This is a genomic window from Streptomyces sp. R44, from assembly GCF_041053105.1.
Classification (GTDB): Bacteria; Actinomycetota; Actinomycetes; order Streptomycetales; family Streptomycetaceae; genus Streptomyces.
Map to the genome: position 1 here is coordinate 4,852,123 of NZ_CP163444.1, position 15,370 is coordinate 4,867,492.

14 protein-coding genes are annotated in these 15,370 nt (G+C 75.1%); 6 read left to right on the forward strand and 8 right to left on the reverse strand.

The features are described from left to right. The first annotated feature begins 28 nt into the window (after positions 1–28). Entirely contained in the window at positions 29–1,030 is a 1,002-nt protein-coding gene (locus AB5J54_RS22650; RefSeq protein WP_369145730.1) for a hypothetical protein, read from the forward strand. 339 nt (positions 1,031–1,369) lie between these two features. Here the strand turns inward: AB5J54_RS22650 and AB5J54_RS22655 are convergent, their stop codons facing one another. The 3 genes from AB5J54_RS22655 to AB5J54_RS22665 all read right to left on the reverse strand — a co-directional run bounded on the left by AB5J54_RS22655 (position 1,370) and on the right by AB5J54_RS22665 (position 4,366). Then, the gene (locus tag AB5J54_RS22655) at positions 1,370–2,182 is read right to left on the reverse strand and encodes an ABC transporter ATP-binding protein (RefSeq protein WP_369145731.1); all 813 of its coding nucleotides are present in this window, start codon (positions 2,180–2,182) and stop codon (positions 1,370–1,372) included. Further along, on the reverse strand, positions 2,179–3,264 hold the full coding sequence (locus AB5J54_RS22660) for a FecCD family ABC transporter permease (RefSeq protein WP_369145732.1): 1,086 nt from the start codon (positions 3,262–3,264) through the stop codon (positions 2,179–2,181). The genes AB5J54_RS22655 and AB5J54_RS22660 overlap by 4 nt, the downstream gene beginning before the upstream one ends. Before the next feature lie 97 nt (positions 3,265–3,361). After that, on the reverse strand, positions 3,362–4,366 hold the full coding sequence (locus tag AB5J54_RS22665) for a FecCD family ABC transporter permease (RefSeq protein ID WP_369145733.1): 1,005 nt from the start codon (positions 4,364–4,366) through the stop codon (positions 3,362–3,364). A 103-nt stretch (positions 4,367–4,469) separates the two neighbouring features. Between AB5J54_RS22665 and AB5J54_RS22670 the strand changes: the two genes are divergently transcribed. After that, on the forward strand, positions 4,470–5,096 hold the full coding sequence (locus AB5J54_RS22670) for an HAD family hydrolase (protein WP_369145734.1): 627 nt from the start codon (positions 4,470–4,472) through the stop codon (positions 5,094–5,096). 3 nt (positions 5,097–5,099) lie between these two features. Here AB5J54_RS22670 and AB5J54_RS22675 read toward each other — a convergent pair whose 3' ends face one another. Beyond that, positions 5,100–5,363 carry a hypothetical protein gene (locus AB5J54_RS22675; RefSeq protein WP_369145735.1) on the reverse strand — a complete coding sequence of 88 codons (264 nt, stop codon included), beginning with the start codon at positions 5,361–5,363 and terminating at the stop codon, positions 5,100–5,102. 143 nt (positions 5,364–5,506) lie between these two features. Here AB5J54_RS22675 and AB5J54_RS22680 point away from each other — a divergent pair, with 143 nt between their 5' ends. After that, on the forward strand, positions 5,507–5,890 hold the full coding sequence (locus tag AB5J54_RS22680; RefSeq protein ID WP_369145736.1) for a cold-shock protein: 384 nt from the start codon (positions 5,507–5,509) through the stop codon (positions 5,888–5,890). Between the two features lie 7 nt (positions 5,891–5,897). Here AB5J54_RS22680 and AB5J54_RS22685 read toward each other — a convergent pair whose 3' ends face one another. The 4 genes from AB5J54_RS22685 to AB5J54_RS22700 all read right to left on the reverse strand — a co-directional run bounded on the left by AB5J54_RS22685 (position 5,898) and on the right by AB5J54_RS22700 (position 9,453). Then, complete coding sequence (locus tag AB5J54_RS22685) at positions 5,898–6,752, reverse strand: 1,4-dihydroxy-6-naphthoate synthase (protein WP_369145737.1); 855 nt, start codon at positions 6,750–6,752, stop codon at positions 5,898–5,900. After that, a complete protein-coding gene (locus AB5J54_RS22690) occupies positions 6,749–7,486 on the reverse strand; it encodes a futalosine hydrolase (RefSeq protein ID WP_369145738.1) in 738 nt (245 codons plus the stop codon). The genes AB5J54_RS22685 and AB5J54_RS22690 overlap by 4 nt, the downstream gene beginning before the upstream one ends. A gap of 7 nt (positions 7,487–7,493) precedes the next feature. Beyond that, positions 7,494–7,976, reverse strand: coding sequence for a DUF2771 domain-containing protein (locus AB5J54_RS22695; RefSeq protein ID WP_351184847.1), 483 nt, complete (start codon positions 7,974–7,976; stop codon positions 7,494–7,496). Between the two features lie 97 nt (positions 7,977–8,073). Beyond that, the gene (locus tag AB5J54_RS22700) at positions 8,074–9,453 is read right to left on the reverse strand and encodes an MFS transporter (protein WP_369145739.1); all 1,380 of its coding nucleotides are present in this window, start codon (positions 9,451–9,453) and stop codon (positions 8,074–8,076) included. A gap of 448 nt (positions 9,454–9,901) precedes the next feature. Between AB5J54_RS22700 and AB5J54_RS22705 the strand changes: the two genes are divergently transcribed. The 3 genes from AB5J54_RS22705 (at position 9,902) to AB5J54_RS22715 (ending at position 15,330) form a co-directional block, all read left to right on the forward strand. Continuing rightward, positions 9,902–10,831: a DUF3027 domain-containing protein gene (locus AB5J54_RS22705; RefSeq protein ID WP_369145740.1), complete on the forward strand. Its 930-nt coding sequence runs from the start codon at positions 9,902–9,904 to the stop codon at positions 10,829–10,831. 414 nt (positions 10,832–11,245) lie between these two features. Next, positions 11,246–14,389, forward strand: coding sequence for a sacsin N-terminal ATP-binding-like domain-containing protein (locus AB5J54_RS22710; protein WP_369149426.1), 3,144 nt, complete (start codon positions 11,246–11,248; stop codon positions 14,387–14,389). 113 nt (positions 14,390–14,502) lie between these two features. After that, positions 14,503–15,330 (forward strand): alpha/beta fold hydrolase, encoded by an 828-nt coding sequence (locus AB5J54_RS22715; RefSeq protein WP_369145741.1) that lies wholly within the window; start codon positions 14,503–14,505, stop codon positions 15,328–15,330. The last annotated feature ends 40 nt before the right edge of the window (positions 15,331–15,370 follow it).

The following is a 15,370-nucleotide window of genomic DNA, read 5'->3' on the forward strand; positions in this document are numbered from 1 at the left end:
CCGGGCGAACCGGCCGTGGAGGGGCATCGTGGGGATCGAGAGCGACCGTCTGGTCTACGACTATCTGAGCCGGGTCGGCGATCTGGCACAGCAGCGGCAGCTGCCGGCGAGCGACCGGATGAAGCTGGTCTCCGGCCTGCGGAACGAGATCGACCGCCGGCGCGCCACGCACGGCGAGGAGGGCGAGGCGGCGGTACGGGGCATCCTCGGCGCCCTGGGCACCCCGGACGAGGTCGTGGACCGGGCGGGCCCGTCGCCGGACCGTCCGCCGCTGCCGGAGCCCCGCACGGGGGAGGACGGGGGCACGGGCCGGACACGCGGCCTCCGCCGCCCCCGCGAAGCGGCCTCCGGCACGCCCGACAACCCGCGCACGGCGCCCGGCGCGTCGCGCGCCGCCATCCCCGCCCAGGACGACCGGGGCGGCCGCGCGGCCGGCCCTGCGGCGGACTGGTGGCGGACGGACCCCGACGACCCCTCCGACGAGGACGGCTTCCCCGGCTTCGTCGGCGGCATCGAACGCCCCGACCTCTTCACGCCGCCAGCGCCGGCGGAGGACGAGGACGACGCGGCCGAGGACCCCGCGCCGGGGAAGCGCCGCCGTCTGGCCCGTCTCCTCCGGCTCCGCAAGGCCCCGGCCCCGGCCCCCGAGGAGGCACCGGAGGCCGAGGAAGCCCCGGCCTCCGGCCGCGCCCGCCTCGCGAACCCCTTCGTCCTGCTCGCCGCGCTGCTCCTGCTCGGGGGCGCCGTCTTCAGTTCGCTGGTCGCGCTCGCGGCGGGCTGGCTGCTCGCGTACGCGTCCCGCCGGCTGACCCCGGGCGAGGTCAAGGGCGCGGTCCTCGTGATCCCCGGCCTCGCGGCCGCGAGCGGCATCGTCTGGCTGTGGGGGCGTGTCCAGGGCCGCTGGGGCGAGGCGGTGGCGCCGGGCGGCGAGGCGATGGGCGCGGCGATCGGCGAGACGTGGCCCTGGGTCCTCCGCGGCGCGGCCGTCGCGTCGGCCCTGTTCCTCCTCTGGCGCGCCCGCAAACACTGACGCGCTGCCTCCCGTTGTGGGCGCGCTTCCGCCGTTGTGGGCGCGCCCCGCCGTTGTGGGCAATCGTTCCGCTGGGGCGGAACGGGTGGGCACAACGGACGGCGCCCCTGCCGGCGCCAGGTTCCCGCGCCCTGACCCGCACCACGCGTGCGCCGCGCATCCGGTGCGGGTCCAGGCGCGGAACGCGGAGGCGCCGCGAGGGCGCCCGTCCCGTGTGCCCACCCGTCCCGCCCAGCGGGACGATTGCCCACACGGCGGTGGGCCGAGGCGCCGCCCAGCACGGGCGCGGGCGCCACACGGGGGGGGGGGGGGGGGGGGGGGGGGGGGGGGGGGGGGGGGTCAGGCGTCGGTCGGGACCACCGCGTCCGTCTGCCACGGCGCCCCCGGCACCACCAGCGGCGACCCCGTCACCGGGTCCGGGACCACCACCGACGACAGCCCGAAGACGTCCCGTACGAGCTCGGACGTGACGATCTCCGACGGCGCGCCCTCCGCGACCACCCGCCCCGCCTTCATGGCGACGAGGTGGTCGGCGTACCGGGCGGCCTGGTTCAGGTCGTGGAGGACGAGGACGACGGTCCGGCCGCGGAGCCGGTTGAGGCGGCGGACCAGGTCGAGGACCTCCACCTGGTGGGAGATGTCCAGGTAGGTGGTGGGCTCGTCGAGGAGGAGCAGGTCCGTCTCCTGGGCGAGGGCCATCGCGATCCACACCCGCTGCCGCTGCCCGCCCGAGAGCGCGTCGACGGACCGGTCGGCGAGCGCGGCGACGTCCGTGCGGTCCATGGCGTCGGCGACGGCCCGCTCGTCCTCCTCCGACCACTGCTTCCACCAGGCCTGGTGCGGCTGCCGGCCGCGGGAGACGAGGTCGGCGACGGTGAGGGCGTCGGGCGCGACGGGCGTCTGCGGCAGCAGGCCGATGGAGCGGGCGATCCGCTTCGTGGGCAGCTTCGCGAGCGACTCCCCGTCCAGCAGGACCGCGCCGCCCGCCGGCTTCAGCAGCCGCCCGAGGGCCCGCAGTGTCGTGGACTTGCCGCAGGCGTTGGGGCCGACGATCACGGTCACCTTGCCGTCGGGGATCGCGAGGTCGAGCTCCTCGACGACGGTGCGGTCCTCGTAGGCGAGGGTGAGTCCGCGTGCCTGCAGTCTGCTCACGACGTTCCTCCAACGGCTCGGCTCCGGACGATGAGCCAGATCAGGTACGGGGCGCCGACCGCCGCCGTGAGAACACCCACCGGCAGTTCGACGGGGGAGAAGAGGCGCCGGCCGAGGAGGTCGGCGACGACCACGATCACCGCGCCGGTGAGCGCGGAGCAGAGCAGCGGGATCTGCGCCGTCCGCGTCATGCGGCGGGCGATCTGCGGCGCGAGCAGCGCGACGAAGTCGACCGGCCCGGCGACGCCGGTCGCCACCGAGGCGAGGACGACGCCGACGGCGACGAGCCCGAGCCGGACCCCGCCGAGCCGGGCGCCGAGCGCGGTCGCGGTGTCGTCGTCGAGGGAGACGGTCCGCTGGGCGCGGGCCGCCCAGAGGACGGCGGGCAGCAGCAGGAGCAGGGTCCAGCGGATCGGCGCGGACTCGTCCCAGCCGCGTCCGTTGAGGGAGCCGGTCATCCAGATCTGGGCCTGCTGGGCGACGAGGTAGTCGCCCTTCGTCATGAAGAGCGTGATGAGGGACCGCAGCGCGATCGCGATGCCGATGCCGATGAGGACGAAGCGGGCCGCGTGGAGCCCGCCGCGCCAGGCGAAGGCGTAGACGAGGGCGGCGGCGAGGATGCCGCCGGCGATGGAGACGTACGGCAGGACGGTGTACGAGGTGAGGCCGAAGGTCATGGCGGCGACGGTGACGGCCCCCGCGCCCTGGCTGATGCCGATGATGTCGGGGCTGGCGAGCGGGTTGCGGGCCACGGTCTGGATGAGGCCGCCCGCGATGCCGAAGGCGGCGCCGACGGCGAGGGCGACGACGAGCCGGGGCTCGCGGAGCTCCTCGACGACGAACGCGGACGGCGACGACTGCCCGAGGAGGATCCGTACGACCTCACCCGGCGCCACGAACTTCTCGCCGACGCAGAGGTACGCGACGCAGGCCGCGGCCAGGAGCAGCAGGAGGCCCGTGGCGACGAGGGCCGAGCGGCGGTGGACGAGGAAGGAGCCGCGTCCGGCGCGCACGAGCCCGTACCCGGCGGGCCGGACGGCCTTCACAGCAACCCGGGCGGGCCGGACGTTCGCGGCGCTCACGCCGGCACCGCCTTCCGGCGCAGGGGCGTGCCAGGGACCGGCACTCCGGTCCGGCGCAGGGGCGTGCCCGGGACCGGCACTCCGGTCGGCGGCGCGCTCATGCCGGCACCGCCTTCCGCCGTACCAGCGTGACCAGGAACGGCACGCCGATCAGTGCGGTCATCACCCCGGCCGGGATCTCGCCGGGAGGGAACACGATCCGCCCGGCGACATCGGCGACGAGCAGCATCACCGGCCCGATGACCGCGGCCATCGGCAGCACCCAGCGGTGGTCGGAGCCGACGACGGCGCGGGCGATGTGGGGGACGGCGAGGCCGACGAAGGCGACGGGTCCCGCGGCGGCGACGGCCGCTCCGGTGAGGACGGTCGCGCCGAGCCCGCCCACGATCCGTACGGTCGCGACCCGTTGCCCGAGCCCCTTGGCGACGTCCTCGCCGAGCGCGAGCGCGTCGAGTCCGCGTGCCACGCAGAGCACGAGGACCGCGCCGAGCAGCAGGAAGGGCCAGATCTGGCCGACGATCTCGGTGTCGCGGCCGTCGAGGGAGCCGATCTGCCAGAACCGGAACTCGTCGAGCGCCGAGGCCCTGGTCGTGAGGACGCCGGTGGTGACGGAGAGCAGCAGCGCGTTGATCGCGGCTCCGCCGAGCGCCAGCTTCACGGGCGTGGCGCCGCCGCGCCCGGCGGCGGCGATCGCGTAGACGGCGACCGAGGCGAGGGCGGCGCCGGCGAAGGCGAACCACACGTACCCGCTGAGCTCGTGCACCCCGAGGAAGGCGATGGCGAGGACGACGGCGACCGACGAGCCCTGGCTGATGCCGAGGATGCCGGGGTCGGCGATCGGGTTGCGGGTGATGCCCTGGAGGGCGGTGCCGGCGAGCGCGAGGGCGGCGCCGACCATCAGCCCGATGAGGGTCCGGGGGACGCGGAGCTGCCGGACGACCTCGGCGTCGTCGCCGGTCGCGCCGTGCAGGAGGGCGTCGAGGACGGTGGAGGGCGCGATGGGGCGGGCGCCCACGGCGAGGCTGAGGAGGACGGCGAGGAGCAGGGCGACGAGGGCCGCCGAGGTCGCGAGGACCCGTCTGGTTCGGAAAGCGGCTGGCATCGGGACCCATCGGGGGAGTGCAGGTTTGGTTAGGCTCGCCTCAGTTTAAGCAGCCGCTCTGTGCGAACACATGTGCTATTCAGGGCCTCCGGACAATGGCTCCATGACGACCACACCGCCCGCGAACGCGCCCACCGTCGGTTTCGACCTCGACCTGACCCTGCTCGACACCCGCCCGGGCATCAGGGCGACCTGGGTCGCGTTCTCCGCGGAGGTCGGGGTCCCGGTCGACGCCGACCTCGTCGTGAGCCGCCTCGGGCCGCCCCTGGAGCAGGAGATGGCGCACTGGTTCCCCGCGGAGCACGTCACCGAGATGACCGCCCGCTACCGGGCGCTCTACCCCTCGTACGCGATCGAGCCCACGGTCCCGATGCCGGGCGCCCGGGACGCCATCGAGGCCGTGCGCGAGGCGGGCGGCCGCACGATCGTCGTCAGCGCGAAGAACGGGCCGCACGTCGAGCTGCACCTGGCCCACCTCGGCATCGAGCCCCACGCGGTCGCGGGCGGCCTGTGGGCCGAGGGCAAGGCGGAGGCGCTGCGCGCGCACGGCGCCGGGGTGTACGTCGGGGACCACGTCGGCGACGTCAGGGGCGCCGCCGCAGCGGGCGCCTTCTCGGTGGCCGTCGCGACCGGCCCCTGCCCCGCCGAGGAGCTGCGCGAGGCCGGCGCGGACGTGGTCCTGCCGGACCTGACGGACTTCCGCGCCTGGTGGGACGGGTACCTGGCCTGAGCCTCAGGCCGTCCGGCCGGAACGGGCCTGCCGCCGCTGGGCCGCGACCGAGCGCAGCACCCCGGCGGCGGCCACCAGGAATCCGACGCCCATCAGCATCGACACGAGGTACGCGACGGTGGGGAACGGGTCCGTCCCCAGGAACAGCGGGGCCACCGTGACCAGCGTCGCGACCGCGCCGACCGCGAACAGGATCACACCGGCTTTGACGAGTCCGTCACCCGGGGCACTGTCGTCCACCGGCACGGCGGGGGTTTCACTACGCATCGGGCCAGGGTAGTTCCCAGGCCGGAGGAACACATCGGCGGCGTCTTGTCACCGGCCTCCTGCCCATTAGCCTGGTGCCGGCGGGTCGGCCGACGACCCGCTGTTTGCCATCCCCATCGACGAGGACGAGGACGAGGACAGACGTGCCTACCGGCAAGGTCAAATGGTTCAACACCGAGAAGGGCTTCGGCTTTCTCTCCCGCGACGACGGCGGCGACGTCTTCGTCCACTCGTCGGTGCTCCCTGCCGGAGTCGACGCACTGAAGCCTGGTCAGCGGGTGGAGTTCGGGGTCGTCGCCGGCCAGCGCGGCGACCAGGCGCTGTCCGTCACGATCCTCGACCCGACCCCGTCCGTCGCCGCGGCGCAGCGCCGTAAGCCCGACGAACTGGCGTCCATCGTCCAGGACCTGACGACGCTCCTGGAGAACATCACGCCGATGCTGGAGCGCGGCCGCTACCCGGAGAAGGCGGCGGGCAAGAAGATCGCCGGCCTGCTCCGCGCGGTCGCCGACCAGCTCGACGTGTAGCCCGTCCCTACGGGAAGCGCAGCGCGTCCGGGCCGAGGGGCGGTACGAGCCCCTCGGCCGCGGCGCGCGTGAGCAGCCCGCGGACCGCCGCGTAGCCGTGCTCGCCGAGGTCGGCCGTGAACTCGTTCACGTAGAGGCCGATGTGCTGGTCGGCCACCTTCGGGTCCATCTCCTGGGCGTGCTCCAGGACGTACGGCCGGGAGGCCGCCGGATCGTCCCAGGCCATCCGTACCGACGCCCGGGCGGACTCGGCGAGCAGCTCAAGCGTCTCGGCGCCCAGGGAACGACGGGCGACGATCGCGCCCAGCGGGATCGGGAGCCCGGTCGTGGACTCCCAGTGCTCGCCCATGTCGGCGAGGCAGTGCAGCCCGTAGTTCCCGTACGTGAAGCGGGCCTCGTGGATGACGAGCCCCGCGTCGACCTTCCCGTCCCGTACGGCGGGCATGATCTCGTGGAACGGCATCACGACGACGTCCCCGACCCCGCCGGGCACCTTCTCGGCCGCCCACAGCCGGAACAGCAGGTACGCGGTCGAGCGCTCGCTCGGCACCGCGACCGTCTTCCCCGCCAGGTCGGCCCCCGTCCCCGCGTCCCGCGTGAGGACGAGCGGCCCGCAGCCGCGGCCCAGGGCGCCGCCGCAGGGCAGCAGGGCGTACTCGTCGAGGATCCACGGCAGCACCGCGTACGACACCTTCAGGACGTCGTGGGTGTCCCTGCCGCTCTCCGCCCAGCCGTTGGTGACGTCGATGTCCGCGAACGTCACGTCGAGCCGCGGCGCGCCGGGGACCCGGCCGTGCGCCCAGGCGTCGAAGACGAAGGTGTCGTTGGGGCAGGGCGAGTAGGCGATCTTGAGCTTGGTCACGACGGCTCCCACGACTCCACGAAGACGGTTCTGCTGAGCGGCTCGAAGGCGAGCCGGAGGGCGCCCAGGGCCTCGCCGATGCGCCAGGCGGCGCGGTCGCGGGGGCCGACGGCGTTCGACACGGCACGGATCTCGACGACCGGCACGCCGTACGCGGCGGCGGCCTCGGCGACGCCGAAGCCCTCCATCGCCTCGGCCGCGGCCGTCGGGTGCCGCTCCGCGAGTTCGGCGGCGCGGCGGGCGGTGCCGGTGACGGTGGAGACGGTGAGGACGGGCGCGAGGGCGTACGGCGGGCCCCCGGCGGTCTCCAGGGCGGCGGTGATCCGCCCGGTCAGCGCCTCGGGCACCGGGTGCACGGAGCGGCCGAAGCCGAGCTCGTCGACGGCGAGGTACCCGTCCGGGGTCTCGGCCCCGAGGTCGGCGGCGACGATCGCCGAGGACACGACGACGGACCCGAGCGGCGCGGCCGGCTGGAAGCCGCCGGCGATCCCGGCGGACAGGACGAGTCCGTACGGGTCCCCGGTCAGGGACCCGCGGGCGAGCGCCGTCCCGGTCGCGGCGGCGACGGCGGCAGGGCCGACCCCGCCGACGAGCACGTCGAGGCGCCCGTCGTGACGGCGCAGGGTGAGCCCCCCCGGCAGCGGGAGGAGCTCCGGGGCGCCGAGGCCGAGGCCGGCGGAGACGGAATCCGCCTCCGCCGCCACGGCCGTCACGATCAGGATCCGGTGGACCACCGGCGGATCAGGAGTCCTTCTTCAGCTGGAAGTGCCAGATGCCGGTCAGCTTCTTGCCGGTGTTCTCCACGATGGTCACCTGGGTCTTGTCGGTGACCTCACCCGTCGGCGACTGGGAGAAGAAGGCGCTGGCCGGGATGGTCCGGTACGTCTTCTTGTACGGCTCGGGCTCGGCCTGCTGGCCGCCGAGGAAGATCGTCCAGCCGTGGTCCGCGATCTCCGGGTCCACGCCGAAGCGGATCTTGTCGTCCGTGGAGACCGTGATGGTCTTCTCGGCCTTCTTGTTGAGGCACTGCTGGATCTGTGACTCCTTGATGGCGTCGCCGTCGTTGTAGCAGGCGGCCTCGGAGTGCACCGAGTCGGTCCCGACCGTCAGGGTCGCGAGCGGAGTCGGCTTGTCGCAGGCGGAGAGTACGAGGAGCCCGGCGGAGACGGCCCCGAGGGCGACGGCGGCCCGGCGGCGCGAGCCGGAGAAGAACGCAACGGTCATGAGCCGAAGGCTATCGGGCCGCCGCGTCCGCGCCACGCGGGGGTACGGCGTGCCGCCACGGCGTACCGCTTCGTACGGAGTGTCCCCCGGTCCGGCCCTAGGCCACTTTCGCCTTGGACCGGCCGCCCTTCGGGCCCGGGCGCCGGGCCGCCGACAGGAGGCCGCGGACCGAGAGGAGCGCGCCCACGGCCAGGATCCCGGCCGCGACGGACATGCCGAGGGTGCCGTTCAGGGGCAGGGAGATGCCGATCCCGCCGCCCACCACCCACGCCATCTGCAGCGCCGTCTCGGAGCGGGCGAACGCCGAGGTCCGCACCAGCTCCGGCACGTCCCGCTGGATCAGCGCGTCCAGGGACAGCTTCGACAGGGCCTGGGTGAGCCCCGCGACCGCGCCGAGGACGGCGACCATCAGGCCGCCGAAGAAGACGGCCGTGCAGATGGCCGTACCGCAGACCACGCTGATCATCGTGGCGATGATCACCTCCGGCCCGTGGCCGCGGTCCCGCAGCAGGGAGCCGACCGCCGTCCCGCAGGCGTTCCCCGTGCCCGCCGCCACGCCCACGATCCCGAGGGAGACGGCGGCGCTCTGCCCGGACAGCGGGTGCTCGCGCAGCAGGAACGCCAGGAAGAAGATCAGGAAACCGGACAGCATGCGCTGCGCGGCGTTCGCCTGGAGCCCGTGCAGCACCGACGGGCCCACCGTCCGCAGGCTCGGCTTCTTCTCGCCGTGCGTCAGCAGGTGCGCCCGCCGCTCGCCCTTCGCGGAGTCCACCTTGGGCGGCATCCGCAGCGCCCAGAACGTCCCGAGCAGGAACAGTGCGCACGCCCCGTACAGCGGCCAGCGCGGCCCGATCAGCTGGAGCCCCGCCCCGATGGGCGCGGCGATGCCGGTGGCCAGCAGGCCGGCCAGGGTGACCCGGGAGTTCGCCTTCACGAGCGAGAAGTTCGGCGGCAGGAGCCGGGGCACGACGGCACTGCGGACCACCCCGTACGCCTTGGAGGCCACGAGGACGCCGAGCGCGGCGGGATACAGCTCAAGACCGCCCGTCGCCACGGCCCCCGACATCATGATCGCGAGGACGGCCCGGGTGAGCATCGCGCCCGCCATCGCCGCGCGCCGCCCGTGCGGGACGCGGTCCAGGAGCGGGCCGATCACGGGGGCGAGGAGGGTGAAGGGGGCCATCGTGACGGCGAGGTAGAGCGCGACGCGGCCGCGGGCCTCGTCGGTCGGCACGGAGAAGAACACGGTGGAGGCGAGGGCGACGGTGATCATGACGTCACCGGCGCCGTTCACCGCGTGCAGCTCGATCAGCTTCCCGAGCCCGGACTCGCCCGCGCCGTGCGCGTGCGTGGCCTTCCGGATGCCCTTCGCGGTCCCGGTGAACGGCAGGTGCAGGGCGCGCCCGACCTTCCGGCCCGCTCGGCGGAGCGGCCCGGCGGGATCGTGTGATCGTACGGGGGACCGTGCGGCTGCCACTCCGTCATAGTGCCCCACGGGCGCGCCCGACGAACCGTGGCACGACGAGGGACCGCGCCCCGGGAACGGCCGGCGGACCGCCGCGCGGCCCTGGGAAACCGGCCCCCGCGGGCCCGTGACAGGGCCGCTTCACACGGCGTACGGGCTTCCGCGTCCCGTCGGTTCGCCCGGGCGCGTCGTCCGCGATACGGGCCACTTGGGACGGGCAGGTGGGCGGAGGCCCGCGAACGGGGTAGCGTGCGTAGCGCGTCACCGGCGGAATCTCTCGGCCGCGCGCCTCTTCGGCATCCCGCAGAATGGATGGCGATAGGTGTGCCCGAGACGCGCGAGACAAGTCGGGTGCGGACGTCGATGCGGCCCTCTGGTCCGCTCCGCCCGCCGCCCGTGGCTTCGCTCCCGCCCCTCGGCCGGCGCACCCGTGAGACGGCGTAGGAGAGAAGCGAGACCTGTGAGTGCTGCGACGACGCGAAGCGGTACCCCGCGTACCCCGCGAGCCACGCGTACCCCCGACCGCCTGTGCGCGGAGGCCGTAGACCTCGCGCGGGAGGCCGCCGAGGAGGCGGCCGCGCCCGGGATCGTCGGCGCGCACGTCGAGGTGGTCGCGGAGGGCGACCGCGTCGTCACGCACTACTTCGAGTCCAAGGAGCCCGGCTACCGGGGCTGGCGCTGGGCGGTGACCGTCACGCGCGCCTCCCGCGCCAAGAACGTCACGCTTGACGAAACCGTCCTGCTGCCGGGATCGGACGCCCTCATGGCCCCCGAGTGGGTGCCGTGGAGCGAGCGGCTGCGGCCGGGCGACATGGGGCCGGGAGACCTCCTCCCCACGGAACAGGACGATCTGCGCCTGGAGCCCGGCTACTCGGGCGAGGACACGCCGCCGCCGAACTCCGCCGTGTCGGAGGAGATGTCGGAGCACCTGGACGAGGAGGACGCGGAACTCACCTCGCGCACCCCGTCGCGGGGCGCGATCGCCGCGGTCGCCGAGGAACTCGGCATGCGCCGGGCCCGGGTCCTGTCCCGGTACGGCCTCCACGTGGCGGCGGACCGCTGGGACGAGGCGTTCGGCGCGAAGACCCCGATGGCACAGGCGGCGCCGGCGTCCTGCGAGTCCTGCGCGTTCCTTGTGCCGCTGGCCGGGTCCCTGAAGCAGGCCTTCGGCATCTGCGCGAACGAGTTCTCCCCGGCCGACGGCCGGGTCGTGTCCCTCGCGTACGGCTGCGGGGGGCACTCGGAGGCGGCCGTCATGCCGAAGCCGCCGCGGCCCGCGCCGCCGGTCCTGGACTCGATGGCCGCGGACGCCTTCCCGCTCCGCCCGGCGAAGGACTCCGGCTCCACCACGGAACCGGACGCGTCCTCGGAGGACCTGGGCCACTCGTAACGGGGCCGCGCCCGCGGGACGGCGCGCCCAGCGGCGCCTCCGCGTTTCGCGCCCGGACCCGCACCCCCTGTACCGAACTGGTGGTGCGGGTCCAGGCGCGTAAGCCTCTGGCGCCGGCAGGGCGCCGTCCGTTGTGCCCACCCTCCCCCAAGCTCTCGGCTTCGCTCGAGCAGGGGCCCCCACGCCCCTTGCGGAACGCCTGCCCACAACGGGCGCGGCGAGGGCGCCGCCCACAACGGGCGCGGGTCCGCGGACCGGCAGCTTCGGGGCCCGGGTCGGTGCAGGCCCCGCCCACCAGGGCCAACGACCCCGCGCGCCCCCCACCCCCGACGTGCCCCGTCCGTCCCCGCCCCGTGGCGCACGGTACCTTCGGGCCCCGGGCTCAATGGCCCGGTGGCAGTCCCGCCCCGCAGAGTGGAGTCAGACGTGAGCGTCAGCGTCCGGACGACGACCGACGGAACCGACCCCTTCGGCACCGCACGGCTGCGGCGGGGCGTGCTCGACGCCTGGGGCGCGAGTCCGGCCCGCTTCCGGGAGGACGCCAACGCCGAGGAGGACCTGGCACTCGGCGGCTACCGCGACCGCCTCGTCGTCGAGCTGGCGCAGAACGCCGCCGACGCCGCCCACCGCGCCGGCGTCACCGGCCGCCTCCGCCTGACCCTGCACCCGGCGGACCACGAGGGCCCCGCGGTCCTCGCCGCGGCGAACACCGGCGCCCCGCTGGACGCCGCGGGCGCCGAGTCGCTGTCGACCCTCCGCGCCTCCGCCAAGCGCGAGCAGACGCACGGCGCCGTAGGACGTTTCGGCGTCGGGTTCGCCGCCGTCCTGGCGGTGAGCGACGAGCCCGCCGTCCTCGGCCGGCACGGCGGCGTCCGCTGGTCCCTCGCCGAGGCGCGCGAACTGGCCGCCGAGGCCGCCCGGTACAGCCCGGGCCTCGGCGACGAACTGCGCCGCCGCGACGGCCACGTCCCCCTCCTCCGGCTCCCGCTGCCCGCCGAGGGCACCGCGCCCGAGGGCTACGACACCGTCGTCGTCCTCCCGCTGCGGGACGCGGCGGCCGAGGACCTGGCGGAGCGGCTGCTCACCTCCGTCGACGACGCGCTGCTCCTCACCCTCCCGGGTCTCGCGGAGATCGTGGTGGAGACGGCCGGGGGCGTACGGACCGTCCGCCGCTCCGAGGACGACGGCTACGTCCGTATCGACGACTCGGCCACGGGCACCCACCGCTGGCGGACCGTCAGCCACGGCGGCCCTCTCGATCCGGGCCTCCTCAAGGACCGCCCGGTCGAGGAGCGGCTCCGCCCGCACTGGTCGGTCACCTGGGCCGTGCCGGTGGACGCGGAGGGGGCCCCGCGCTACCCCCGTACGACCCCCGTCGTGCACGCGCCGACCCCCACCGACGAGCCCCTCGGCATCCCCGCCCTGCTCATCGCGTCGCTCCCGCTGGACACCGCCCGGCGGCACCCGGCGCCCGGGCCGCTGACCGACTTCCTGGTGCAGCGGGCGGCCGACGCGTACGCCGAACTCCTCGCCGACTGGCACCCGGTGACGACCGCGACCCTGGACCTGGTCCCCGGCCCGCTGGGCAAGGGCCATGTTGACGGGGCGCTGCGCGAGGCGATCCTGGACCGGCTGCCGAGGGTCGCGTTCCTGGCGCCGGCCGCGCCGTCCGAGGAGCTGCCCGCGCTGCGTCCGATCGAGGCGGAGGTCGTGGAGGGCGCGGGAGCGGAGACCGTCGACGTCCTCGCCGAGGTGTTCCCGACGCTGCTCCCCGCAGGCCTGGAGCGGCGCCCCGAGCTCCGTACCCTCGGCGTCGGCCGCGTACCCCTCACCGAGGCGATCGACCGCCTGGCCGGTGTGGACAGGGCGCCGACGTGGTGGTGGCGGCTCTACGACTCCCTCGCGGGCGTCGACCCGGACCGTCTGACGGGCCTGCCGGTGCCGCTCGCGGAGACCGAGGAGGGGGCCAGGGTCCGTACCACGATCGGCCCTCGGCAGGTCCTCCTTCCGCAGGAACGTACGCCCGCCGAGTTGACGCGGCTCGGCCTGAAGGTGGCGCACCCGGAGGCGGCCCATCCGCTCCTGGAGAAGCTGGGCGCGCTGCCGGCCACGCCCCGCGCGGTCCTGACGACCCCGCAGGTGCGGGCGGCGGTCGCCGCGTCGCTGGACGCGGGGGAGATCTGGGACGAGGACGCGGACGCGCCGGACGCGGAGGAGCTGGCCGACACGGTCCTCGCGCTGGTCCGCGACGCGGAGCTCGGCCCCGGCGAGGAGCCGTGGCTCGGCGCGCTGGCCCTGCCCGACGAGGACGGCGAACTGTCCCCGGCGGGCGAACTGGTCCTGCCGGGCTCGGCGTTCGCGGCCGTGATGCGCGAGGACGAACTGGCCTTCGTGGACGCCGAGCTGGCGTCCCGCTGGGGCGAGCAGCCCCTCGCCGCGTGCGGGGTCCTGGCGAACTTCGCCCTGGTCCGCGCGACCGACCTGGTCCTCGACCCGGACGAGGTGGAGCCCCGCGAGGGCGACTACCCGGAGCCGGACGACGCGGGCCTGCTCGACGCGGTCGACGTGTGGTGCGAGGACGTCCTGGACCGCCTCCCGATGACCGCCGTACCCCCCGTGGCGACGGAGATCGTGGCCGTACGGGACCTGGACCTGGTCGACGACGACGCCTGGCCGCAGGCGCTGGCGCTCCTCGCGCAGCCGCCGCTGCGGGACGCCCTGACCCAGCCCGTACGGATCCTCCTCCCGGACGGCACGACGGAGACGGTCCGCTCGTACACGGCGTGGTGGCTGCGCGACCACCCGGTCCTGGACGGCCGCCGCCCGGCGGGCCTGCGCGCCGAGGGCTCGGACCCGCTGCTCTCCGGCCTGTACGACTCCGCCGACGCGACCGGCTTCGAGGACGAGCAGGTCCTCCGCGCGCTGGGCGTCCGCACCTCGGTGGCGGCGCTCCTCGACGAGCCGGGCGGCGCGGCGGAGCTCCTGGCCCGCCTGGCGGACCCGACGCGGGAGGTGACGGCGCCCCAGCTGCACGCCCTGTACACGGCGCTGGCGGACCTGGACCCCGAGCAGGTGACGCTCCCCGATGACCTGCGCGCGGTCGTGGACGGCAGCCTGGTCGTGGTCGAGGCCTCGGAGGCCCTGGTGGCGGACGCCCCGGACCTCCTTCCGCTGGCCGGTGACCTGCCGCTCCTCCCGGTCTCCCCGACCCGCGCGGACGACCTGGCGGACCTCTTCCAGGTCCGGCGCCTGAGCGAGGCGGTGGAGGCGGAGGTCACGACGGTCGGCGAGGAGCACGAGGTCCCCCCGTCGGTCCACGCCCTCCTGGGCCCGGCGACCCCCTCCTCGTACATCGAGCACGAGGAACTCCACGCCGGCGGCGTCGAACTCGACTGGCGCCGCACCCCCGACGGCGTCGTCCACGCCGCCACCCTGGAGGGCGTCGCGGCGGGCCTCGCCTGGGCGGCCGGCCAGTGGCCCCGCCGCTTCGAGGTGGCGGCCCTCCTGGAGGACCCGTCGAGGACGGCGGAACTGGCGAGGGACCGCTGGTTCGACTGACCGGGGGCCGTGGCGGCGCGGCGGCGGGCGGGACCCGGAAACGGGCTGGTAGAGACCTGAGCGGCGGCGGCGCCGAGCGACCCGTCGCCTCACCCGCCCCGAGGAGGCCCCGCATGCCGCATGTTCGTGCCGACGACGTGAATCTCGCCTACGACTCCGTGGGCGAGGGCGAACCGCTCGTCCTCGTCCATGGTTCGTGGAGCGACCGCACGAGTTGGCAGGGGGCGATCGAGGCGGACATCCGGGCGTCCTTCACCGTGATCGCCTACGACCGGCGCGGCCACGGTGACAGCGAGGCGGTGCCGGGGCAGGGCACCCGGAGGCAGGACGAGGACGATCTCGCCGCGCTGATCGAGGGGCTCGGCCACGCCCCCGCGCACGTCGCCGGCAGTTCCTTCGGCGCGTCGATCGTCCTCGGCCTGGCGGCGCGGCGGCCGGAGCTGTTCCGCAGCATCACGGTCCACGAGCCCCCGCTGGTGGGGGTCGTGGCCGACGACCCGGAGACCATGGCGGAACTGCAGCAGACGCTCGTCGCCTTCGACAACGTCCTCGACCACCTCCGCAAGGGCGAGAACGAGCAGGGGGCGCACGCGTTCGTGGAGGAGGTGGCGCTGGGCCCCGGCATGTGGGACAAGCTCCCGCCCGCGATGCGGGAGACGTTCGTACGGCACGCCCAGACCTGGCTGGACGAGCAGAACGACCCGTCCTGGCCCGAACTGGACCTCGAAGGCCTCTCCGCCTGCACGGTCCCGGTCCAGCTGAGCCGCGGCACCGAGAGCCCGGCCTGGTTCGCGACGGTCCTCGACCGCCTGGCCGCGGTCCTGCCGCACGCCCGGCACCACACCTTCGAGGGCGCGGGCCACATCCCGCACGTCACCCACCCCGAGGACTACGCGACCGCCGTCACCCGCTTCGTCCGTACGGCGACACCGGGCGCCTGACCCAGCACATCCTCGCGGCCGGGGTGCGGGTCTTGAAGTG

Coding starts and splice junctions, on each gene's coding strand:
- AB5J54_RS22665 (WP_369145733.1), bottom strand. CDS start 4,366: ATGCCAGCCGCTTTCCGAACCAGACGGGTCCTCGCGACCTCGGCGGCC.
- AB5J54_RS22670 (WP_369145734.1), top strand. CDS start 4,470: ATGACGACCACACCGCCCGCGAACGCGCCCACCGTCGGTTTCGACCTC.
- AB5J54_RS22675 (WP_369145735.1), bottom strand. CDS start 5,363: ATGCGTAGTGAAACCCCCGCCGTGCCGGTGGACGACAGTGCCCCGGGT.
- AB5J54_RS22695 (WP_351184847.1), bottom strand. CDS start 7,976: ATGACCGTTGCGTTCTTCTCCGGCTCGCGCCGCCGGGCCGCCGTCGCC.
- AB5J54_RS22715 (WP_369145741.1), top strand. CDS start 14,503: ATGCCGCATGTTCGTGCCGACGACGTGAATCTCGCCTACGACTCCGTG.